General features: G+C 66.9%; 19 protein-coding genes, 1 tRNA gene and 1 pseudogene. 7 read left to right on the forward strand and 14 right to left on the reverse strand.

The annotated features are described in order from the left end of the window. Positions 1–15: 15 nt before the first annotated feature. Positions 16–477 carry a hypothetical protein gene (locus tag EIK80_RS19760; protein WP_125158733.1) on the reverse strand — a complete coding sequence of 154 codons (462 nt, stop codon included), beginning with the start codon at positions 475–477 and terminating at the stop codon, positions 16–18. Next, positions 477–833 (reverse strand): aspartate 1-decarboxylase, encoded by a 357-nt coding sequence (gene panD, locus EIK80_RS19765; protein WP_099576484.1) that lies wholly within the window; start codon positions 831–833, stop codon positions 477–479. The genes EIK80_RS19760 and panD overlap by 1 nt, the downstream gene beginning before the upstream one ends. Positions 834–1,019: 186 nt before the next feature. Between panD and EIK80_RS19770 the strand changes: the two genes are divergently transcribed. Both EIK80_RS19770 and EIK80_RS19775 read left to right on the forward strand, forming a co-directional pair. Next, positions 1,020–1,676, forward strand: coding sequence for a hypothetical protein (locus EIK80_RS19770; RefSeq protein WP_199743553.1), 657 nt, complete (start codon positions 1,020–1,022; stop codon positions 1,674–1,676). A gap of 2 nt (positions 1,677–1,678) precedes the next feature. Further along, positions 1,679–2,581, forward strand: coding sequence for a M23 family metallopeptidase (locus EIK80_RS19775; protein WP_125158735.1), 903 nt, complete (start codon positions 1,679–1,681; stop codon positions 2,579–2,581). A 63-nt stretch (positions 2,582–2,644) separates the two neighbouring features. Here EIK80_RS19775 and EIK80_RS19780 read toward each other — a convergent pair whose 3' ends face one another. The 7 genes from EIK80_RS19780 to glmU form a co-directional block, all read right to left on the reverse strand. Continuing rightward, positions 2,645–3,481: an alpha/beta hydrolase gene (locus EIK80_RS19780; protein ID WP_125158736.1), complete on the reverse strand. Its 837-nt coding sequence runs from the start codon at positions 3,479–3,481 to the stop codon at positions 2,645–2,647. Positions 3,482–3,553: 72 nt separating this feature from the next. Beyond that, positions 3,554–5,344 carry a long-chain-acyl-CoA synthetase gene (locus tag EIK80_RS19785; protein WP_125158737.1) on the reverse strand — a complete coding sequence of 597 codons (1,791 nt, stop codon included), beginning with the start codon at positions 5,342–5,344 and terminating at the stop codon, positions 3,554–3,556. A gap of 134 nt (positions 5,345–5,478) precedes the next feature. Beyond that, positions 5,479–6,858: a class II 3-deoxy-7-phosphoheptulonate synthase gene (locus EIK80_RS19790; RefSeq protein ID WP_125158738.1), complete on the reverse strand. Its 1,380-nt coding sequence runs from the start codon at positions 6,856–6,858 to the stop codon at positions 5,479–5,481. 112 nt (positions 6,859–6,970) lie between these two features. Continuing rightward, positions 6,971–8,206 carry an O-antigen ligase family protein gene (locus EIK80_RS19795; RefSeq protein ID WP_125158739.1) on the reverse strand — a complete coding sequence of 412 codons (1,236 nt, stop codon included), beginning with the start codon at positions 8,204–8,206 and terminating at the stop codon, positions 6,971–6,973. Further along, positions 8,203–9,603, reverse strand: a complete 1,401-nt coding sequence (gene gor, locus EIK80_RS19800) for a glutathione-disulfide reductase (protein ID WP_125158740.1) — start codon at positions 9,601–9,603, stop codon at positions 8,203–8,205. Before gor ends, EIK80_RS19795 begins: the two co-directional genes overlap by 4 nt. A 42-nt stretch (positions 9,604–9,645) precedes the next feature. Next, positions 9,646–10,329 (reverse strand): ribose-5-phosphate isomerase RpiA, encoded by a 684-nt coding sequence (gene rpiA / locus EIK80_RS19805; protein WP_125158741.1) that lies wholly within the window; start codon positions 10,327–10,329, stop codon positions 9,646–9,648. Beyond that, entirely contained in the window at positions 10,326–11,711 is a 1,386-nt protein-coding gene (gene glmU, locus EIK80_RS19810; RefSeq protein ID WP_125158742.1) for a bifunctional UDP-N-acetylglucosamine diphosphorylase/glucosamine-1-phosphate N-acetyltransferase GlmU, read from the reverse strand. Before glmU ends, rpiA begins: the two co-directional genes overlap by 4 nt. 68 nt (positions 11,712–11,779) lie before the next feature. Between glmU and EIK80_RS19815 the strand changes: the two genes are divergently transcribed. Continuing rightward, a complete protein-coding gene (locus tag EIK80_RS19815; RefSeq protein ID WP_125158743.1) occupies positions 11,780–12,493 on the forward strand; it encodes an HAD-IA family hydrolase in 714 nt (237 codons plus the stop codon). Positions 12,494–12,541: 48 nt separating this feature from the next. Then, positions 12,542–12,616 (forward strand) — tRNA-Val (locus EIK80_RS19820). Positions 12,617–12,857: 241 nt separating this feature from the next. Here the strand turns inward: EIK80_RS19820 and EIK80_RS19825 are convergent. Next, the gene (locus EIK80_RS19825; RefSeq protein ID WP_125158744.1) at positions 12,858–13,793 is read right to left on the reverse strand and encodes a LysR family transcriptional regulator; all 936 of its coding nucleotides are present in this window, start codon (positions 13,791–13,793) and stop codon (positions 12,858–12,860) included. 90 nt (positions 13,794–13,883) lie between these two features. Between EIK80_RS19825 and EIK80_RS19830 the strand changes: the two genes are divergently transcribed. Then, on the forward strand, positions 13,884–14,297 hold the full coding sequence (locus EIK80_RS19830) for a hypothetical protein (RefSeq protein ID WP_125158745.1): 414 nt from the start codon (positions 13,884–13,886) through the stop codon (positions 14,295–14,297). Between the two features lie 95 nt (positions 14,298–14,392). Here EIK80_RS19830 and EIK80_RS19835 read toward each other — a convergent pair whose 3' ends face one another. The 3 genes from EIK80_RS19835 to EIK80_RS19845 form a co-directional block, all read right to left on the reverse strand. Continuing rightward, the gene (locus EIK80_RS19835; RefSeq protein ID WP_125158746.1) at positions 14,393–15,415 is read right to left on the reverse strand and encodes an aldehyde reductase; all 1,023 of its coding nucleotides are present in this window, start codon (positions 15,413–15,415) and stop codon (positions 14,393–14,395) included. Next, positions 15,412–16,419 (reverse strand): AraC family transcriptional regulator, encoded by a 1,008-nt coding sequence (locus tag EIK80_RS19840; protein ID WP_158624738.1) that lies wholly within the window; start codon positions 16,417–16,419, stop codon positions 15,412–15,414. Before EIK80_RS19840 ends, EIK80_RS19835 begins: the two co-directional genes overlap by 4 nt. Before the next feature lie 399 nt (positions 16,420–16,818). Beyond that, positions 16,819–17,736, reverse strand: a complete 918-nt coding sequence (locus EIK80_RS19845; RefSeq protein WP_125158748.1) for a LysR family transcriptional regulator — start codon at positions 17,734–17,736, stop codon at positions 16,819–16,821. A gap of 94 nt (positions 17,737–17,830) precedes the next feature. Here EIK80_RS19845 and EIK80_RS19850 point away from each other — a divergent pair, with 94 nt between their 5' ends. Together EIK80_RS19850 and EIK80_RS19855 are read left to right on the forward strand one after the other, a co-directional pair. Beyond that, complete coding sequence (locus EIK80_RS19850; protein WP_125158749.1) at positions 17,831–18,664, forward strand: SDR family oxidoreductase; 834 nt, start codon at positions 17,831–17,833, stop codon at positions 18,662–18,664. A gap of 44 nt (positions 18,665–18,708) precedes the next feature. Continuing rightward, positions 18,709–19,203 (forward strand): lipocalin-like domain-containing protein, encoded by a 495-nt coding sequence (locus EIK80_RS19855; protein ID WP_125158750.1) that lies wholly within the window; start codon positions 18,709–18,711, stop codon positions 19,201–19,203. Positions 19,204–19,236: 33 nt separating this feature from the next. Here EIK80_RS19855 and EIK80_RS26460 read toward each other — a convergent pair. Beyond that, a pseudogene (locus EIK80_RS26460) lies at positions 19,237–20,024 on the reverse strand (SDR family NAD(P)-dependent oxidoreductase). Positions 20,025–20,099 lie beyond the last annotated feature (75 nt).

Genomic DNA, 20,099 nt, shown 5'->3' on the forward strand with positions numbered 1-20,099 from the left:
GCGGCTTTGATGTTTCTAGAAGCCGGCCTTGGTGAAGGCCCGCTCGACCCGGTCCTTGATCTCCAGCCCCGGCAGGGCTCGCTCGCCCTCCATGACCGCGACATAGGTCAGGCCGCGCGGCGGCTTGCCCTCGCCGGTCGGCACCGGGCCGATGGACCAGCCGACCGTGGCGCCGTTGGCCCCGCCGCTGGCGCAGCTGATGAAGCGGGCCGGCTTGCCCAGGCTTGCCTTCAGCAAGGTCTCGGCCGTGGTCTGCGCGCCTTCGCAGGACGGCAGGTTGCGCGAACAGGTGACATAGCCGCCGCCACGCCACACTAGCTTGCCGCTGGCGTCGGCGATCACGACGCAGGTCGAGGGCGAGCCGATCGACTTGCCGACCGACTGGGTCAGGAGGGCCTCGTCCACGCCCGAAGGCAACTTCGGCGAACAGGCCGAGAGGCCCGCGGCGGCGAGAACGGCGAGCGCGATACGACGCATCAGGCCGCCTTCTTGATCAGGTTGCCTTCGTCCAGCAGCACGACGGTCGGGGCGTAGTTGCGCGCCTCTTCGGCGGCCATCTGGCAGTAGGTCACGACGATCACCAGGTCGTTCTTCTGCACCAGGCGAGCGGCGGCGCCGTTGACGCCGATCACCTTCGAACCGCGCGGGGCCTCGATCGCATAGGTGGTGAAGCGGGCGCCGTTGGTGATGTTCAGAACGTCGACCTGCTCGTTCGGCAGGATGCCCGAGGCGTCCAGCAGGTCGCGATCGATGGCGATGGAGCCTTCGTAGTCCAGGTCGGCTTGGGTCACCGTGGCCCGGTGCAGCTTGGCCTTGAGCATGGTGAGCAGCATGGCGGGGGCTCTATCTCTTTGAACGAAATGGAATTCTCTAGGCCGCCACACACAAGGCCCGAAAGGAGGTCTCGCCATATAGACACGAACCCAAAACGGTTCAATCGCGCCGTCTCAAGGCCAATGGTTAACACCGTGACCATTTCGCGCTAGGGTTTGAAAGAACGCGGTTCTTCGGGGGAAACCATGCGTCACGGAAAATGGCTGGCGGCGGCGGGAGCCGTCGTCGCGACCTTGGTCGCGGGAGCGGCCTTCATCTCGACCGGCAAGGCGCAGACGCGGGACGCGACCGGCGCGCCAATTCCGGGCGTCGCGGCCGTCCGACCGAACGCCGCCGCCGTCCTCGTCGTCCGGCCGCGCGGCCGGGTGGACTGGCAAGCCGCCGTTGGAGGCCTGCGCCAGTCGGCCAATGTCGGCGAAAGCCTGGCCACCAACCTGAACCGCGAGCAGGTCGACATGACCGCCGTGCCGATCCTGCTGCCCCAGGACGCCAAGCTGACCGCAGGGGCGCGAATCTACAGCTTCGGCGACTATTACACGATCACCAGCAACACCGCTGGCGGCCGCGTCTCGCTGAGCGGCGCGACCACCACCTTGCCGATGCCGGCGTCCAAGCCGCTGAAGATCCAGACCGGGCCGGAGATGCTGACGATCCAGCGCACGGTCGACGGCCAGTTGGCCAGCTGCGTGCGCTATGGCGTGCTCTACACGGTGGAGATCCGCTGCGACGCCGCCGGCGACCCGCGCTGCGCCGATGACAACTATGTGCTGGGCCTGGTCGGCAAGACCACCGCCGTGGTGATGGGCAAGGCGGCCCGCGAAGCGGCCGGGCTGGGAGGTTGACCATGCGCCTCTCCCCGCTCCTGCTGGTCGCCGCCCTGGCCCTGGCGCCGCTGGCCTCCTGCGATGACACCACCAAGCCTCCGGCGCCGGGCGAGACGCCCAAGCCGCCCTCCCCCGAGCCAGGGCCTCCCCAGCCCGACGACAGCCCGGCCGACGGCGGGGCCGAGCAGCCGGCCAGCGAACCCGTGCCGCCCAGCCCCGATCCCGCGCCACAGCCGGCCGATCCGCCCGCGCCCACTCAGGCCACTTTCGACCACGCGCCGGCCGGCGCGATCCCGCCCGGCCAAGGTCCGGGCTATCTGGACCGCACGGTCTGGTCGCCCAACATGTGCTGGCCGCTGGCCGAGGCCGGCTTCCCCAATTCGCAGGTCTACGGTCCCGGCGGCGGCATGGGTCCGGCCGGCAAGCCCAGCCAGTGCGACACGCTGAACTACAGCCTGCCCTGGTATGACACCTTCTGCGAGGCCCGCTCGCGGACGAACCCGCTGTGCGCCGGCGCTGGCACGGGCCACCAGGGGCAGGACATCCGTCCGGCCACCTGCAAGAAGAACCAACACTGGGCCGTGGCCGCCGAGGCCGGCACGATCACCGACATCGGCGCCTACACCGTCACCCTCGTGGCCAAGGCCCAGCCGCACTACACCTACCGCTATCTGCACATGCAGATGTCGACCCTGGCAGTGAAGGAAGGCGACCAGGTCGCCAAGGGCCAGAAGCTGGGCAAGGTCTCGAACGACTTCGGCGGCACGCCGACGACCATCCACCTGCACTTCGAGTTGCGGGCCGGGGTGGCGGGCACGACCACAGACGGCAAGGCCGTCGCCCTGCACACCTTCCTGCCGCCGTATCTCAGCCTGGCCGAGGCCTATCAGCGCAAGCTGAACGGCCAGGCCTGCGGGGGCTAGTGTCTCAATTCCGAAGTTCGCGAGCGCTTGTGGCAAACGCCGGCGAACTTCAAATCCAGCACACTAGCCGACCTCGGCCTTGAGGAAGGCGACCATGTCGGCCAGCAGCGTGGACTTGCCGCGGAACAGGCGCGACAGGGCCAGCACCGGACCGGCGTGGCCCATGTTGGGGTAGTGGCGCTCCTCGACCTTGGCGCCCGCCTCGCGCAGCGCGGCGGCCAGTTTGCGAGTGTTGCGGGGACGGACCACCGTATCCTGCTCACCCGTGGCCAGAAACGCCGCCGGCGCGTCGGCGCGCGCGAAGGCCGCCGGCTGAGTGGCGGCGAGATCGTCCGCCTCGCCGAAGGTGCGGATCGTCACCGGGCTCTCCAGCGGCAGAAAGGCATAGGGACCCGACAGGCCGACGAAGGCGCGGATCACGCGGGGCTCGACCGCCACGGCGCGCAGCCAGCGCGGGTCAAGGGCCAGCATGGCGGCGTTGTAGGCGCCGGCCGAATGGCCGATCAGAACAATGCGGGCAGGATCGCCGTCCAGGCTGGCGGCGTTATCGACCGCCCAGCGCACCGCCGCCGCGCCATCCTCCAGGAAGCCGGGATAGCGGACTTCGGGATAGAGCCGGTAGTCCGGGACCAAGACCAGAAAACCCTGGGCGGCCAAGGCGCGCGCGACCCAGCGATAGTCCTGGCGGCGACCGGTCTCCCAGGAGCCGCCGTAGAGGAAGACCGCCACCGGGGCCGGGCCGTCGACCTTTGCCGGCGCGTAGACATCGAGCCCGCCGCGCGGTCCGTCGGCATGTCGCGCGGCGTGGGTGACGCGCCGCGCCGGGTCCTTCGGCGCGATCAGGGCGAACAGTTGCAAAGGCGAGAAGGCGGCCAGCAGACGCCTGATCGCTCGTTTCATCACGGGTGGCCCTCGACCCGCCTGGCCTTCAGCGCGTTGCAGTCGGCGCCGCCGGCCAGGAGCTTGTCATCGCTAGAGTTTGAAGGCCCCGCTCTCGATCTTGGCGTGCACGGCCTTGGTGATCTTCACATAGCCCTTGGCCGGATCGCGGAAGTACAGCGGATCCCTGGTCTTGGCTGGATCGAAGCCGTCATTGACCAGGTCGACCTTGCGGTATTTGAAGGTGCCGGTCGTCTCGATCTGTTGCTGCAGGCGCACGAACAGCGGACGGGCGTAGCTGGGCAGTTGCTCGTCGACGTACTTGCCGAAAGCCTCGATGTCGAAGCCCTCCTCCACGACGAGCGACGCCATGCCGGCCTTGCCGTCCAGGTCGCCGACCTTGACGCCGTAGACATTGACCTCCAGCACGCCGTCGAAGCCCGCTATGCGTTCGGACACCTCGCTGGTGGCGACGTTTTCCCCCTTCCAGCGGAAGGTGTCGCCGATGCGGTCGACAAAATACATGTAGCCGTCGCCGTCGACCTTCATCAGGTCGCCGGTGCGGAACCAGGCGTCGCCCTTCTGGAAGACGTCGTGCAGCACCTTCTTCTCGGTGGCGGCCTTGTCGGCGTAGCCGGTGTAGTTCGAGCGGGCGTCGCTGCCGATATGGCCGATACACTCCCCGACCTCGCCAGGCGCGACCTCGATGCAGCAGCCGTTGGGGCCGCGGATCGGCATCTCGGTCTCGACGTCGAACTTGACGATGCGGATGTTGAACTTCTTCTTCAGATAGCCGGGGACCCGACCGATCGCGCCCCGCCGGCCATCGAAATTGAACAGCGAGACATTGCCCTCGGTCGCGCCGTAGAACTCCAGCACCTCGCCGACCTTGAAGCGGTCCAGCATGTCGTTCCAGACGTCCGGACGGAGGCCGTTGCCGAAGATCATGCGGATCTTGTGGGCGCGCTCCAGCTCGTGCTCGGGCTGGTTGGCCAGGTAGCGGCATAACTCGCCGATATAGACGAACATCGTGCAGTTCTCGGCGACGATCTCTGGCCAGAAGTGGGTGGCCGAGAACTTCTTTCGCAGCACGATCGAACCGCCGTTCAGCAGGCCGGCGCCCATAGCGCAAAGGCCGCCCGTGGCGTGGTAGAGCGGCAGGGTCACGTAGATACGGTCGGTCTCTTTCGAACCGGTGGAGCCGGCGAAGCCTCGCATATAGAGCTGGGCGCGCATGTGGGTGATGCGCGCGGCCTTGGGCAGGCCCGTGGTGCCGCTGGTGAAGATGTAGAGCGCGGTGTCCTTGGCGACGATGCCGTCGCGGGCCGTCTCGCGGTCGGGGCGCAGCTGGCTGCAGCTCTTCAGGGCCTTGACCAGGTCGCGCTGCTCGCCGTTCACGGGCCCCAGCACCCACTGCTGCATGTGTCGATCCAGCTGGCCCTTGACGTCCTCGAAGCAGGGCGAGGTCTCGGGGTCGACGATGCAATGCAGGGCCTGGGAGATGTTCAGGCAGTGCGCCAGCGCCGCGCCGGTCAGCTGGTTGTTGATCAGCGCCGTGGCCACGCCAACCTTGGTCAGGCCGTACCAGATCGCCAGGTACTCGAGACGATTGGGCATGAACAGCGCCACCGTCTGGCCCTTGGTCAGCCCCTGCCCTTTGGCCCAGTGGGCGTAGCGGTTGGCGATGGCGTCCAGCTCGGCGTAGGTGACCGACTTGCCTTCGAAGGTGATCGCCGGGCGATCGCGCCACTTGTCGACCGCGGCCTCCAGGTCGTCGCAGATCAGGTTCGAGCTGTCGGGAGCGATCGATTTCACGCGCTTGAGCGTCCGGGAAAGTCCCTTCAGAAACCGGATTTCCCGCTTAATTGTCTGACGCAAACGCATTCGTCTCTCCCTCGAACAACCATTGGAGAGCGCCGCGCGGCGGGTCAAGACGCCGCGCGCTGCATCGCGGACCTTTCAATGTTCGCTCAACCTGAACAGCGATCAGTCAAGATCGCCGCATCCCGCGCCGATCGTCAGCCGGCGGCGAGGCGGCGCTGGTCGTCGCGGGCCGACTTCAGCTTCTCGGCCACCAGGAAGGCCAGCTCCAGCGCCTGCTCGCCGTTCAGACGAGGGTCGCAGTGCGTGTGGTAGCGGTCGGCCAGCTCGGTCTCGGAGACCGCGCGCGCGCCGCCCAGGCATTCGGTGACGTTCTGGCCGGTCATCTCCAGGTGGACGCCGCCCGGATGGACGCCCTCGGCCTGGGCGATCTCCACGAAGCTCTTCACTTCGCTCAAGATGCGGTCGAACGGACGGGTCTTGTAGCCGGTCGAGGCCTTCAGCGTGTTGCCATGCATCGGGTCGGTGGCCCACACCACCGAGCGGCCAGCCGACTTGGTGGCCTTCATCAGGCGCGGCAGACGATCAGCGATCTTGTCGGAGCCGAAGCGGCCATAGAGCGTCAGGCGGCCCGGCTCGTTGTTCGGGTTGAGCACGTCGATCAGCCGCAGCAGGTCGTCGCCCTCCATGGTCGGGCCGCACTTCAGGCCGATCGGGTTCTTTATGCCCTTCATGAACTCGATGTGCGCGCCGTCCAGCTGACGGGTGCGTTCGCCGATCCACAGCAGGTGAGCGCTGGTGTCGTACCAGTCGCCCGAGGTGCTATCGACGCGGGTCATGGCCTCCTCGAAGCCCAGCAGCAGGGCCTCGTGGCTGGTGAAGAACTCCACCTGGTGCATGCCCGGATGGCTCTGAGGCGTGACGCCGATGGCGGCCATGAAGGCCAGGCTCTCGGTGATCTTGTCCGACAGCTCGCGATAGCGCGCGCCCTGCGGGCTGTCGCCGACGAAGCCCAGGGTCCAGCGATGGATGTTGTGCAGGTCGGCGTAGCCGCCGCTGGCGAAGGCGCGCAGCAGGTTCAGGGTCGCCGCCGACTGGCCATAGGCCTTCAGCAGGCGATCCGGATCCGGCACGCGTTCCTCGGCGGTGAAGTCCATGCCGTTGATGATGTCGCCGCGATAGGACGGCAGGGTCTCGCCGCCAATCGTCTCGACGGGCTCGGAACGCGGCTTGGCGAACTGGCCAGCGATGCGGCCCACCTTCACCACCGGCTTGCCGCCGGCGAAGGTCAGCACCACCGCCATCTGCAGGATCAGGCGGAAGGTGTCGCGGATATTGTCCGCGTGGAATTCCTTGAAGCTCTCGGCGCAGTCGCCGCCCTGCAGCAGGAAGGCCCGCCCCTCGGCCACGTCGCCAAGCAGGCTCTTCAGGCGGCGCGCCTCGCCGGCGAAGACCAGCGGCGGCATCTGGCGCAGCGTCTGCTCGACCCGCTCTACCGCGCCCATGTCCGGATAATCCGTGGGCATGTGCTTGGCGGGCTTGGCTCTCCAGGCGGCGGGGGTCCAGCGGGCGGTCATGACAAGGCTCGATAACTGAAAGGGCGGCGTAGATACCGCGAAAGGAACCAAAAGGCAAAATCGTGCGGCTGAACACCGCCAATCCACCCGAGCGAGAAACGTGGCGGTCGCGCTACCGGCGTGGAGCGCTCGATTTTTGCGCGACCACACAGCCGATGGCGGCGATGACGCCCAGCGCCAGCCACCACTCCTGCCAGACGCCGAAGCTCAAGCCCCCGATCATCACGTAGGATGTCAGTGTGGCCGCCGCCATGGCGCCGTCGCGGCGGCTTTGGCCAGTCCAGGCCACGATCCGATACAGCACCCAGGCGAAGAACGCCGCCGCCAGGGCCGCGCCCAGCGCGCCCAGCTCCAGCCACAGCTGCAGGGCGGCGTTGTGCGTGTGCAGCGGGATGGCGTTACCGAAGGTCCGGCTGGCGTCGACACCCCAGCCGCGCAGGGCGTGCTCGACGATCTGGTTGGCGGCGAAAGCCCAGATGTTCAGCCGCGCGTCCCACGACGGCGGGGCGATCGCGTGCAGCCACGCGAACAGGCCCGAGCGCACGCCCCACAGCACCACCATCGGCGCGAAGATGAACAGGGTCGAGACCGCCGGGATCATGCCGCGCACGAACGGCTTGCCGATGACCCGCGTCCCCAGCCAGACGGCGCCGCCCAACAACAGGGCCGCGCCCGAGGCGTCGGCGCTGGTGAAGTGAGAGGCGGCCAGGATCATCAGCGCCAGGGTCGCGATCAGCACGTTGCGGCCGCGGAAGCCCCAGGCGTCAAGCAGCCTTACGCAAGGCCAGAACAGCAGCACCAGCGGATAGATCGGCAGCGACACCTTCACCACCGCCAGGTCCGGCCGGATGGGGTCGTGGGTTGCGGCCCGGATCGCCTGGTAGATCCTCGCCCCCATCGCGGCGTCGGCGAAGGTGAAGACCGCCAAGGCGATCATGCCGAACAGCATCACCCGCCCCGCCAGCCGCGCCGAGCGTTGCGACATGGTTCCGAGCACCGCGACGGCGGTCCCGTAGAGGCCCAGTTGCAGCACCAGCTTCAGGGCGGTAAAGGCGCCGATGTCCTTGTCGCGCTTGAGCTCTGACAGCGCCGGGGCGGCCGGGCTCCAGTTCAGGCTGACCAGGGCCCACAGCACCAGCAGAATCAGGGCGAACATCGGCAGCAGCGGCGGGCGCGATCGCGCCAGACCGGGCGTCGCCAGCAGGCCGACCACGCTCAGCAGCGGCGCGAAACCCAGCGGCGCCAGGTAGCCGATCAGCGGCGTCATCACCATCAGGAAGACGGCGAGCGCGCCAAGCCACCGCGTGCGGCGCTCGTGACTTCCGGCAGAAGCTACCGCCAGCGTCATCCAACCCCGCCGACTTCGACCGGCACGTACTTCTCGCGCATCGTGACCAGTTCCTCGGCCAGGGTCGGATGGACCGCGCAGGTCGAGTCCCATTGCTGCTTTGTCACGCCCATCTTCACGGCGATGGCGGCCATCTGGATGATTTCGGGCGAGTCAGGACCCACCACGTGGACGCCGATCACCTTCTGGTCGTCGGCCTTGACCACCAGCTTCATCAGGCACCGCTCCTGGCCGCCGTAGAAGGTGATCTTCATCGGACGGAACACGGAGCGGTAGACATCGACCGTCCCGAAAGCGTGACGGGCCTCGGCCTCGGTCATGCCGACCGAACCGACCGGCGGCTGCGAGAACACCGCCGAGGCGACCAGGTCGTGATCGAAGGTGGTCGGGTTGTCGTAGAATTCGGTCTGGGCGAAGGCCGCGCCTTCGCGGATCGCCACCGGCGTCAGGTTGATGCGGTCGGTGACGTCGCCGACGGCCCAGATGCTGGCGGCGCTGGTCTTGGAGTGCGCGTCGACCGCGATCGCGCCGCTGTCGTTCAGCTTCACCCCGGCCTTCTCCAGCCCCAGGCCCTGGACGTAGGGCTCGCGGCCGGTGGCGAACATCACCGCCTCGGTCTCGAAGGTCAGGTCGCTGGTCAAGGTGCTGAGCAACGTGCCGTCCGCCTGCTTCTCGATGCTGGTGTGCGAACAGCCCAGCACCACCTTGACGCCGCGCTTCTCAAGTTCCTCGGCCAGGTGCGAGCGGACATCGTCGTCGAAGCCGCGCAGGATGTTGGCTCCGCGATAGAGCAGCGTGGTCTCGACGCCCAGGCCGTTGAAAATGCCCGCGAACTCGACGGCTATATAGCCGCCGCCGACGACCAGGATGCTCTTGGGCAGCTTGGGGAGGTGGAAAGCCTCGTCCGAGGTGATCCCGAACTCCGCACCCGGGAAGTCGGGCTTCACCGGCCGGCCGCCGGTGGCGACCAGAATCTTCTTGGCCGTGTAGGTCCCGGCGTCCTTGCTGCCCTCCTTGGGCAGCACCTCGACGGTATGGGCGTCTAGGATCTGGGCGCGGCCGTGCAGCAGGTGCGCGCCAGCCTTCTGCAGGTTGGTGACGTAGATGCCCGACAGGCGGGCGATCTCGACGTCCTTGTCGTGCAGGAAGCCCTTCCAGTCGAACTTGGCGCCTTCGATCGTCCAGCCATAGCCCTTGGCGGTCTTCAGCTGGCTAGTCACCTCGCTGGCGTACACCATGAACTTCTTGGGCACGCAGCCGCGGATCACACACGTGCCGCCGACCCGATATTCCTCGGCCACGGCGACCTTGGCCCCGCTCATGGCGGCCAGGCGCGCCGCCCGCACGCCGCCCGAACCGGCGCCGATGACGAAGAGATCGAAGTCGTAGTCAGCCACAGCGGCCTCCGGGGAGCTTAACGGGTCGGCTTATGTAGGATGTCAGGGAACGAGGCGCACCACGCCGTCGTCCGTGCCGAACAGGGCTTCGTCGGCGAGGTCGAGGAACAGGCCGTGGTCGACCACGCCGGTGACGCTCTTCAGCGCCGCCGCCAGCGCCGTGGGCTCGGCGATGACGCCGGACGCCATGTCGTAGATCAAGTTGCCGCCGTCGGTGACCACCACGCCCCGCTCGGCCATGCGCAGGCGCGGCGGCGGCAGGTCGAACTCGGCGGCGATGTCGGCCAGCCGCCAGCTGGTATGGACGTGACCGAAGCGGACTACCTCGATCGGCAGCGGGAACTTGCCCAGGGCGTCGACCTTCTTGGCCGCGTCGGCGATGACGACACAGCGGCTGGAGGCTTCCCAGACCAACTTCTCGCGCAGCAGGGCCGCGCCACCGCCCTTAATCAGGCTGAGACCCGGACCGACCTCGTCAGCGCCGTCCACGGTCAGGTCGATGGTCTTGACGTCATCCAGCGCCACCAGCGGGATGCCGAGCTCGCGCGCCAGGGCGCCGGTGGCGTCCGAGGTCGGCACGCCGCGGATGTCGCTCAGCTTACGGGCCGCCAGCGCCTTGACGAACCAGGCGGCCGTGGAGCCTGTGCCCAGGCCCACCACCATCCCGTTCTCGACGAGCTCGGCGGCGGCTTCGCCGGAGATGCGCTTCTGGTCGTCGGCGCTCATTGCTTGTCCTTCTTCCTGTCCTTGGCGGCCTGCTTGAGGGCGCGGAACTTCGTCGCCCAGCCGGCCTTGATCTGCTGTTCCGGACGCGTCAGGGCCAGGGCCCCGTCCTCGACGTCCTTGGTGATCACCGAGCCCGAGCCCGTCATCGCCCCGTCGCCGATGCGGACCGGCGCGACCAGGGCGCTGTTGGAGCCGATGAAGGCGCCCTTGCCGACATGGGTCTCGAACTTTTCGAAGCCGTCGTAATTGCAGAAGATCGTCCCGGCGCCGATGTTGGCCTTCTCGCCGATCGAGCCGTCGCCCAGATAGCTGAGATGGTTGGCCTTGGCGCCCTTGCCGACCTTGACCTTCTTGACCTCGACGAAGTTGCCGATGTGGGCCTCGGGCCCGATCTCGGCGCCCGGCCGCAGGCGGGCATAGGGGCCGATCAGCGCCCCCTCGCCCACGGCCGCCCCTTCCAGGTGGCTGAAGGCCTTGATCACCGCGCCGGTGTCGACGCTGACGCCCGGGCCGAAGACGACGAACGGTTCGACCACCGTCCCCGCGGCGATTTTCGTGTCCCACGACAGGTGAACGGTCTCGGGCGCAGGCATGGTCACGCCCTCGGTCATCAGGGCGTTGCGGCGGCTCTTCTGCCAGACCGCCTCGGCGGCGGCCAGTTCGGCTTGCGAGTTGACACCCTGCACCGAAGGCTCCGGCGCGAAGGCCGCGCGGGTCGAGAGCTTGCGATCGTGGGCCAGGCCCACGACGTCGGTCAGGTAGTACTCGCCCTTGCTGTTGTCGTTGCGGACGTCGGCCAGCAGGCTGAACAGCGTGGCGCGGTCGGCGGCCAGCACGCCGGAATTGCAGTGCCTGACCTGCTGGGTGGCGAGGTCGGCGTCCTTCTCCTCGACGATGCGCAGCAGCACATGGCCGGGGGCCAGGATCAGGCGGCCGTAGCCGGTCGGGTTGGCGGCCTCGAAGCCCAGCACCGCCACGTCGGTCCCGCCCGCGATGAGGTCGAACAGCGGCGCGATCACCCCGGCCGTGGTCAGCGGGCAGTCGGCATAGGTGACGACCACATCGCCCTCGAAATCGGCCAAGGAGTCCCGGGCCGCCAGGACCGCGTGGCCGGTGCCCAGCGGCGGATCCTGGATGACCGTCGCGTTCGGACCGAGCCGCTTGCGGGCGCTCTCGCCGACCTGCGGACTGTGCGCGCCGACCACGACGACGATCCGCTGGCAGTTCAGCCCCTCGGCGGCGTCGATGGCCAGGTCCAGCAGGGTGCGGCCGGCGACCTTGTGCAGCACCTTGGGCGTCGGCGACTTCATCCGCGTCCCCTGGCCGGCGGCCAAGATCACGGCGGCGCGCGGACGGGATGGGCTCGAAACGGAATCAGTCATGGACGGGCGACTCCCTGGGACGCTTCCAGCGTTGCATTAGCCGCCCAATTGGCGGAAAGGCCAGACCCATGAGCGAGCTTCATGACCTGAACGGGGCGACGATCGCCTTCGACCTCGACGGAACCCTGGTCGACACCGCACCCGACCTCGTCGGCGCGCTGAACACCATCCTGGCCCAGGAAGCCCTGCCGCCCCTGCCCTTCGACGAGGTGCGGCTGATGGTCGGCCGCGGCGCCCGCGCCCTGCTGGAGCGCGGCTTCGCCGCCGCCGGAGCGCCGCTGGGGGCCGACCGCGCCCCGACGCTCGTGGAGCGCTTCATCGCCGTCTACCTGGACCGCATCGCCGACGAAAGCGCGCCCTTCCCCGGCGTGGTCGAGGTCCTGACCGAGCTGAAGGCCGACGGCGCCAGACTGGTGGTCTGCACCAACAAGCTGACCAACCTGTCGGTCGCCCTGCTGGACGCGGTGGGCCTGACGCCGCACTTCGATGCGGTGATCGGCGCGGACCTGGCCCCCGCCCCAAAGCCCGACGGCCGCCATGTCGCCGCCGCCATCGCGGCCGTGGGCGGCGATGTGGCCCGCGCGGTGATGGTCGGCGACAGCATCAATGACGCCCTGGGGGCCCGCAACGCCGGCGTCCCCGGCCTGCTGGTCTCGTTCGGCTACACGGAGGATCCGGTCGAGACCCTGGGGGCCGATCTGGTCATCCACAGCTTTTTGGATGTGCCCCGGGCCTGCAAGACGCTTTTGGCCTCTTGCCCCGCGCTGAACACCGGGCTATAGGCCCCCTCCTCTCGCGGATCGGTCCTTCACGGACCTCTCCACACCGGCGGATGCGTAGCTCAGCGGGAGAGCACCTCGTTCACACCGAGGGGGTCACAGGTTCAATCCCTGTCGCATCCACCATTTTCCTCAATAAAACAACACGTTAAATACCAGCAACGGCGCGCCGAGCGAGCTTGCGTTTTGCTTGCCACTTATCTGCCAGAAACGATTGCGTGGCGCGTCGTCTCCGTCCGGGTCGATCACGGCATTCAATACGCCGCCGAGGCCTATCGTTCGACCCTAGGCTATATCAGCCCCCGCCGAGGCGGAACGCAGAGCGGCTTAACCCCATCCACTTTCTCGGGGGAGGAGCAGGCCTATGTCATCCGAGATAGCGCCATTCTGTTGCTGCGGCTTGAAGACCATCAAGCACAGAACGAACCCGTGATGGCGTATGGCGCCGCTCAAGTCGAATGGCGTGGATCGCCGTCTCCTCCGCCCGCCACTCCCGCAGGAGTTCTACGACTAGACCATCGCGCAACGGGACCATACCGATCCAGGCCGGAACCCAGGCAAGCCCCAGGCCCAGGCGCATCATCGACCAGATCGCGCCCAAGTCCTCCACCACGATCCGCGGGCGCGGAAGGTGTCGAAACAGCGCGCCGTTGGCCGGATCAACGAATTGCCACGGCATCACCCGCCCTGAGCCTGGATCGCGAAATCCGATCTGATGGTGGGCGTCGAGATCCGTCGGCGATTGCGGGGCGCCCATGATCTCCACATAGCGAGGGGTGGCGCACAGCACCCACGGAAAGCTGCCCAGCGGCGTGGAGACGACATTCGCATAGCCGGCGAGCGAACCGAACCGGATCGCAATGTCGATGCCCTCGGCGGCAAGATCCAAGGCGCCGTCATCGATCTTGAGCTCCAGTTCGATATCGAGATTGGCGCGCAAGATCGAGGGAACCTGCCGCGCGAGCCTGGCGCGAATAAGCGGCGCCGGCGCGCTTAGGCGAATGCGCCCGCCCGTGCCGTTCGACATCGCGTGGTCGAGAGTAGCCTCGAGCCTTTCGGCCTCGCGCAGCAGGTCCCGCGTCCCCTCAAGCAGGCGTTCGCCTTCCGGCGTCAGCGAGATCGCGTGCGTCGTGCGATGGAGCAGCCGCACCCCGTTCGCCTTCTCGAAGCGTGAGACCGCCTTTGACAACGCCGAGGTCGTCGTACCGGCGCGCCGGGCCGCCTCCGCGAACGATCCGGCCTCCACCACGCGGGCGAAATGAAGCAGGTTCAACAGACGCTGAAAGTTGGGCGGTGTGGACACGACGGCAACTCAATCCTGTTCCCGACCTTTCTACACGCACCGTGGGGCCGTCGCGATAATGGTTCTCCGTTAAACTCGAGGCCTAAGGTGATGCAAGCAAACGAACTCGACGACGCTGCTCTGGACAAGGCGGCGCAGGCAATCGGCCAAGGCCCCGTCGTCATGGTCAATCTCGTTAGATTCCGGGACGCACCCGACTACGCCGATGGTTTTGCAGACGCAAAACCGGACTCCCGAAGCGGCTATTATGAAGGGTATGTCGGCGGCTTTTATGCGGCTTGCGAAGAGGTCGGCGTGACACCGCAACTTGTTTATGCAGGCCAGCGCATCCACGGTCTTCTTGCTGGTCCCGACGATGATTGGGACGACATCGTCGTCGTACGCTACGACAGCTTCGCTGATCTTCGGGCAATTCTCGACAGCGAGGTCTACGCCCGTCTCGCCAAACCGCATCGGTTCGCCGTGATCGCCGACTGGCGTTTCATCGCGACGCGGGGGCGTTGAGACGATGGCAACATCGCCGCGAGGGCGGCGCTGCATCGACGTCATCGCAAGCGCTCGCGGCGCTCGCCTCCCCCGATGCGCGGCGACTCGGCGCTTCAGCCTCTCCCGACCAGGGAAGCCGCCGCCGCGACGATCGCCTCGCGGGGATCGCGCGGGGTCCAGCCGAGCACGCGCCGCGCCTTGTCGTTCGAGGTTTTCTTGGCGTAGCCGAGGTCGGCGACGAAGGGGCGCATCTCGGCATTGAATCGCGCGGCGATGCGCACCACGAAGTCGGGGAGCGCGCGCGTCGGGACCCGCTTGGCCGCATCGCCAAGCGCGGACCTGATGATGGCGCCGATTTCCTTCAGACTGAGCGCTGGGCCGTTGGAGAGCAGGAACCGCTCACCAGCCGCCGCCGGGTTGGTCATCGCCATGACGTGCGCGCTGGCGACGTCACGGACATCGACCACGGGTATAAAGAGGTTGGGGACGACTGGCATCGCGCCGTCGAGCATGCGCTGGACGATGTGGTTGGAGCCGGAAACATCCTTGCCCATCACCGGCCCCATGACGGCGACCGGGAGCATCGTGGTCAGTTCCAGGCCGCCGCTCTCGGCGGCGATGAAATCCCAGGCCGCGCGCTCGGCAAGGGTCTTGCTCTTGGCGTAAGCATCGACACCGGACCCATCGAGGATCGTCCAGTCAGCTTCGGTGAACACATGGCCGTCATGCGGATGTCCCCAGCCCACGGCGTGGAACGCGGAGGTCAGGACGACCCGCCTTACCCCCGCGTCGCGCGTCGCGCGCAGCACGCGCAACGTGCCTTCGCGCGCGGGAACGATCACCGCGTCCTCGTCCGCGACTCTCCCCGGTTTTACCGGCGAGGCGACATGCAGGACGATGTCCATGCCGGCCATGGCCTGCGCCCAGCCATCGTCGCCCAGCAGATCGGCCGCGACGAAGCTCAGCCTGTCGGCATGAACCATGCCCGCATCCCTGAGGACGCCGCGCGCCGTCGCTTCCTTGGCCAACGACCGGATGGTGGCGCGGACAACATGGCCTTGCTCCAGAAGGTGGAGGATGCAGTGCCCCGCGATGAAGCCGGAGCCGCCGGTGACAAGAACGTGCTGCGGATTCATGACGGGTTTCCCTTGCGAAGGCGATGCTCGTCGACCCTTTGGCCACGCCAGAGTGTCGGGGTTGTTCGCTCCCAGTGACGGAAGGCCCGGGCGAATGAATTGGGCTCGTCGAAGCCGACCAACATGGAAATGGCCACCGCGTCGAGGTCGGTGGCGGCGAGCAAACGACCCGCCGTGGTCCGCCTCACGCCCGAAAGCTGCTGTTGAAAGTTCGTGCCGAGATCGCGGAGCCGACGCTGAAGCGTGCGGGTGCTGAGATTGAGGCGTCCCGCCACCGCCGCGACGCTTGGTCGTCGCCCCTCGCTCAGTTGCCGTGCGATGGCGACGCACACCTCTCCCACAAAAGCGGGGAAGCCCTCTCCCTCGCCGATGCGCTGCTCCAGACCCTCCAGCACATGCGCGAAAGCGCCGCCCCCTGCGGTGAGGAACGGAACGTCGAGCGCGGCGGCATCAAACACCATGGCGTCGCTCGCGGTCCCGAAGACGATCGGGCAGCCGAAATGGCGACGCAGTAGCGCCTCGTCGATCGAGCGACGTGTCAGTTCGAGCCGTATCGGCGTGATCTTTCCGCCGGCGCCTCGCCAGGCGAGCCGGCGCAGCGAGGCCATCGTCATATCGACGAGGAGGCGTGGGACCGGTCCGTCCGCCTGGAGCCAGCGATATCGAACGACGGCTTCGCCGCCCTTGACCTCGACCTCCACAAGTTCGGGACAGGTCAGGCGTTTGTATCGGGAGAGCGCAACGAGCGCGCTGCGAAAGTCGGGCGCGTGCAAGGCGACGATCGCCGCGACGCCGTAACCGCGCTCGATCCCTTCGTCACCAAAGCGAAGGCCTGCACGGGGGTCTTTGAATTCCTCCTCCGCGGCCGCCCAGATGCGGAAGAAATCGCTCGTCACCCACGCGTTGGACGTCGCTACGCCCGCACGCGAGCACAGGCGCTCGATCGGCGTGCCGAGCGTCGGCAGCACGCCGGTCGGCAGCGAAAAGGTGGATGGACCTTGCATGGAAAGAGCATAAGCGGGCCGGACATTTCGCAACAAATCCGATCGCGCCAATCGATCACATGCCCCGGCGCCTTCCCATTGTCGCCCCAGCTCACGGCTGCGACGCATGCATTGGCGACCGGAGCTGACGGATCGACAATCAGAAAGCCATCAAGCCCGATTTGCCGGCTGTGAGATGCTGCGAGCTTGCGTCAAGGCGGCGCCAAGCGTCGCTTGCCTTGCCTCATCGCCTCGGCCGGCCCCTTCGCCGATGATGGGCGAGCGCCTCACCGCGAGATCACGTTAGGCGACTTCCGCGTCCTGCTTGTAGCTAGAAGCTGGTCGATGATCGCGGCGTATATAGTTCGGCTGGCTTTGTATGGAGGCAACGAGAGTCAAGAGATCACAAGCTACAAGCTCCTATCGGAAGGGCGGCGTCATCGCCCCCCTCTCCAATTGCTTCAACAGGTCGATAAACGCCCGGAGCGGCGACGGCAGGTGGCGGCTACTCGGGTAGTAGAGCGCCAGCCCCGGTGTCGGCGGGCACCAGTCATCAAGAACGGTCACAAGCTCACCCGACTCCAGAAACGGCTTGGCGAAGGGCTCAGGGACATAAGCGACGCCGCGCCCAGCTACAGCCGCCTGCACGAGAAGATCATTGTCGTCCAGGGTGAGGGTGCCCGGCGCGTCGATCGCGACCTCGGCGCCGCGCTTGGCGAACTCCCAGCGATAGCGCTTTCCGCTGGGAAGACGTTGACGGATGCAACGATGCGCCTGCAGGTCGTCAGGCGCCTTCGGCGTTGCGCGCGCCGCAAGATAGGACGGCGCGGCCACCGTGATGAAGCGCACCTCGCCTCCGAACTTCACCGCGACCATGTCCCTCGGCACGGCCTCCAGCAGGCGCACGCCGGCGTCGAAGCCTTGTTCCACGATATCGACGAGCCGCCCCTCCGAGACCAGGTCGAGCTCGACGTCGGGATAGAGATCGAGAAAGCGCGGCACGACGTCTGCCAGCAGGAGGCGGGCGCCGCTCTTGTTCGCATTGATCCGCAATGGCCCGCTGGGGGCGCCGCGTTCTTCAGAGAGTGTGTCGAGCGCCTGATCGAGATCCTGAAGGACCGGGTCGAGTCGTGCGAGCAAGCGTGCGCCGGCCTGGGTGGGCGACACGCTGCGTGTCGTGCGGTTGAACAGCCGCACGCCCAGCTTTGCCTCCAGAGCGATGATCGCGTGGCTGAGCGCGGAACGCGAAACGCCCATGACGTCGGCCGCCCGGCGAAAACTTCGATGGTTGGCCACCGCCACGAAAGCGGCCAGGTCGTTCAGGCTCGGACGTGTCATTCGTGACCGATCTTCACCAGGCCATCCCATTTTGGCGATCTTATATCACCTATGTCCGCGATCTACATCCAAGGCGTACGCACAAGGAGGTCACATGCCGAAGACATGGTTCATCACCGGCGCCACTTCGGGCCTCGGCTTGGAGATGGCGCGACAACTGCTTCCCGAAGGTCATGCGGTGATCGCCACAGCGCGCCGCCCCGACGCTCTGGCGCAGCTCAGGCAGAACCACCCCGCCCGCCTAGAAGTTGTCCAGCTCGACCTTTTGGAACCCGGCGGCATCGCGTCCGCCATCGAGAGTGCTTTTGACCGACACAAGCGGATAGACGTGATCGTCAGCAATGCCGGCTACGGCCTGTTCGGGGCGGCAGAAGAACTCTCCACGACTCAGATCGACCGGCAGATCGCCGCCAACCTTGCCGGATCAATCCACCTGATCCGTGCGGCCCTTCCCTTTCTACGAAAACAAGGCGGCGGCCGGATCGTCCAGGTGTCGTCGGAAGGCGGGCAGATCGCCTATCCGGGCTTCAGCCTCTACCACGCGACCAAATGGGGCATCGAGGGCTTCGTCGAATCCGTCGCCCAGGAAGTGGCGCCGTTCGGCATCGACTTCATCATCGCCGAGCCGGGGCCGACCGGCACGAATTTCGGAACCAACCTCGACCGCGCAGAGCCCTTGGCGGCCTATGAGGAAACGCCTGCAGGCGCCGTTCGCCACGCCATCCGTGACGGAAGCTTCGAGATCAAGGGCGATGCGGCGCGGACCGTCGCCGCAATGATCTCGGCCGCCCAGAGCGACGCGCCGCCACTCCGGTTGGCGCTGGGCAGCACGGCCTATTCCTCTATCTCGCGGGCGCTTGCCGCCCGTCTGACGGCCCTAGAGGCGCAGCAGGCGGTCGCGAAATCCGCCGACCGGCAGGATTTTTAAGCCGCAGCGGCGGCGTGGACCTCATGAAAAGGCGCGGAAACAACATGCCCATTCGACTGGCCCTATCGGCTTTCGCCTTCAGCATCGCGTCTTCTGCCTTCGCGCAGACCGCGGCGGAAAATCAGCTCGTAGGCGCCTGGCGGATGCTGTCGGCGACGATCGATCCCGGCGGAAAGAATATCGCCGCCTACGGAGAAAACCCCAACGGTCTGCTCGTCTTCACCCCTGACATGCACTTCGTGGAAGTTCTGACCGACGCCGACGTCCCGCGATTTGCTTCCAGCGCTCGCGGTGAAGGAACGGATGATGAAAATCGCGTGGCCATGTCACGCAGCATCGGATTCTTCGGCGCCTATACCGTCGACGAAAAAGGAGCGTTCAGCGGAAACCGTGTCGAGGGCGCGACCTTCCCGAACTGGGTTGGCAGCGTCCGAACGCGTGATGATCTGAGCTTGGTCGTCGCCGGCGACCGCATGACAGAGACATTTCGCCGGCCGGAGGGCACTAACATCCGGATCGAGTGGCGGCGGGTAAAATGAGGGAAGTGCGCGAGCGCGAACGGCAAGCGCGCCTCACTCTTCTCGGTGCCGTTCGCCCGCCGACTTGTAGAGCTGCCGCGCCATGAAGGTTCGGGGAAGCAGGCGCCCCAGCAGGGTTGCGACCTTGTTCGCATTGCCGGCCACGACCGACGCCTTGCCGTCGAACAAGGCGCCCAGTCCAATCCGCGCGACGGTTGAAGGTGGAAGCGCCGTCCGCTTTATCGCCGCATTGGGTCGAAACCCTGAAGCTTCATCAAAGCCGGTTTCCATATAGCCGGGCGAAAGAACCGTCGCGCCGACCCGCGGCGCAAGTTCGACATGGAGCGCCTCGCCCAGCGACAGAACATAGGCTTTTGACGCGCCGTAGGCCGCCATCAACGGGGCGGGCATATGGGCGGCGAGGCTCGCCACTAGCAAAATGCGCCCGCCTCCATGCGCCTTCATCCGTTGCGCGTAGGCCTGGGTAAGCGCGGTCAGGGCTAGGATGTTCAGCTGCAGCATGGCCCCCAGCCATTCCGACCCATGCTCGTCGAAACGCTCGTTGAGGCCAAACCCGGCATTGTTGACCAGGATCGACGGCCGAACCTTGTGGGCGTCCAGCGCGGCGATCAATTCCGCTACGCCCTCTGGCTTCGAAAGATCACCGGGCTGAACGATGACCTGGACGTCATGAGCGTCGCGAATGCGGCGGCGACATCTTCCAGGGCGGGACGGTTTCGGGCCGTGAGCACGAGAGGATAGCCCCGCCGCGCCAGGTCTTCCGCCAAAGCCTCGCCCAAACCGCCGGAGGCTCCCGTCACGAGCGCGCAACCTGAATTCATATGCCGGCCCTTTGATGGCCGCGCGCGCTCGTGAAGGCTACACCGCAGATTTTCGCTCGGGCCGGGCCAACGGCT

The organism is Caulobacter sp. 602-1 (genome assembly GCF_003931565.1).
Lineage (GTDB): Bacteria > Pseudomonadota > Alphaproteobacteria > Caulobacterales > Caulobacteraceae > Caulobacter.

Coding starts and splice junctions, on each gene's coding strand:
- EIK80_RS19760 (WP_125158733.1), bottom strand. CDS start 477: ATGCGTCGTATCGCGCTCGCCGTTCTCGCCGCCGCGGGCCTCTCGGCC.
- panD (WP_099576484.1), bottom strand. CDS start 833: ATGCTGCTCACCATGCTCAAGGCCAAGCTGCACCGGGCCACGGTGACC.
- EIK80_RS19770 (WP_199743553.1), top strand. CDS start 1,020: ATGCGTCACGGAAAATGGCTGGCGGCGGCGGGAGCCGTCGTCGCGACC.
- EIK80_RS19775 (WP_125158735.1), top strand. CDS start 1,679: ATGCGCCTCTCCCCGCTCCTGCTGGTCGCCGCCCTGGCCCTGGCGCCG.
- EIK80_RS19780 (WP_125158736.1), bottom strand. CDS start 3,481: ATGAAACGAGCGATCAGGCGTCTGCTGGCCGCCTTCTCGCCTTTGCAA.
- EIK80_RS19785 (WP_125158737.1), bottom strand. CDS start 5,344: ATGCGTTTGCGTCAGACAATTAAGCGGGAAATCCGGTTTCTGAAGGGA.
- EIK80_RS19790 (WP_125158738.1), bottom strand. CDS start 6,858: ATGACCGCCCGCTGGACCCCCGCCGCCTGGAGAGCCAAGCCCGCCAAG.
- EIK80_RS19795 (WP_125158739.1), bottom strand. CDS start 8,206: ATGACGCTGGCGGTAGCTTCTGCCGGAAGTCACGAGCGCCGCACGCGG.
- rpiA (WP_125158741.1), bottom strand. CDS start 10,329: ATGAGCGCCGACGACCAGAAGCGCATCTCCGGCGAAGCCGCCGCCGAG.
- glmU (WP_125158742.1), bottom strand. CDS start 11,711: ATGACTGATTCCGTTTCGAGCCCATCCCGTCCGCGCGCCGCCGTGATC.
- EIK80_RS19815 (WP_125158743.1), top strand. CDS start 11,780: ATGAGCGAGCTTCATGACCTGAACGGGGCGACGATCGCCTTCGACCTC.
- EIK80_RS19830 (WP_125158745.1), top strand. CDS start 13,884: ATGCAAGCAAACGAACTCGACGACGCTGCTCTGGACAAGGCGGCGCAG.
- EIK80_RS19835 (WP_125158746.1), bottom strand. CDS start 15,415: ATGAATCCGCAGCACGTTCTTGTCACCGGCGGCTCCGGCTTCATCGCG.
- EIK80_RS19840 (WP_158624738.1), bottom strand. CDS start 16,419: ATGCAAGGTCCATCCACCTTTTCGCTGCCGACCGGCGTGCTGCCGACG.
- EIK80_RS19845 (WP_125158748.1), bottom strand. CDS start 17,736: ATGACACGTCCGAGCCTGAACGACCTGGCCGCTTTCGTGGCGGTGGCC.
- EIK80_RS19850 (WP_125158749.1), top strand. CDS start 17,831: ATGCCGAAGACATGGTTCATCACCGGCGCCACTTCGGGCCTCGGCTTG.
- EIK80_RS19855 (WP_125158750.1), top strand. CDS start 18,709: ATGCCCATTCGACTGGCCCTATCGGCTTTCGCCTTCAGCATCGCGTCT.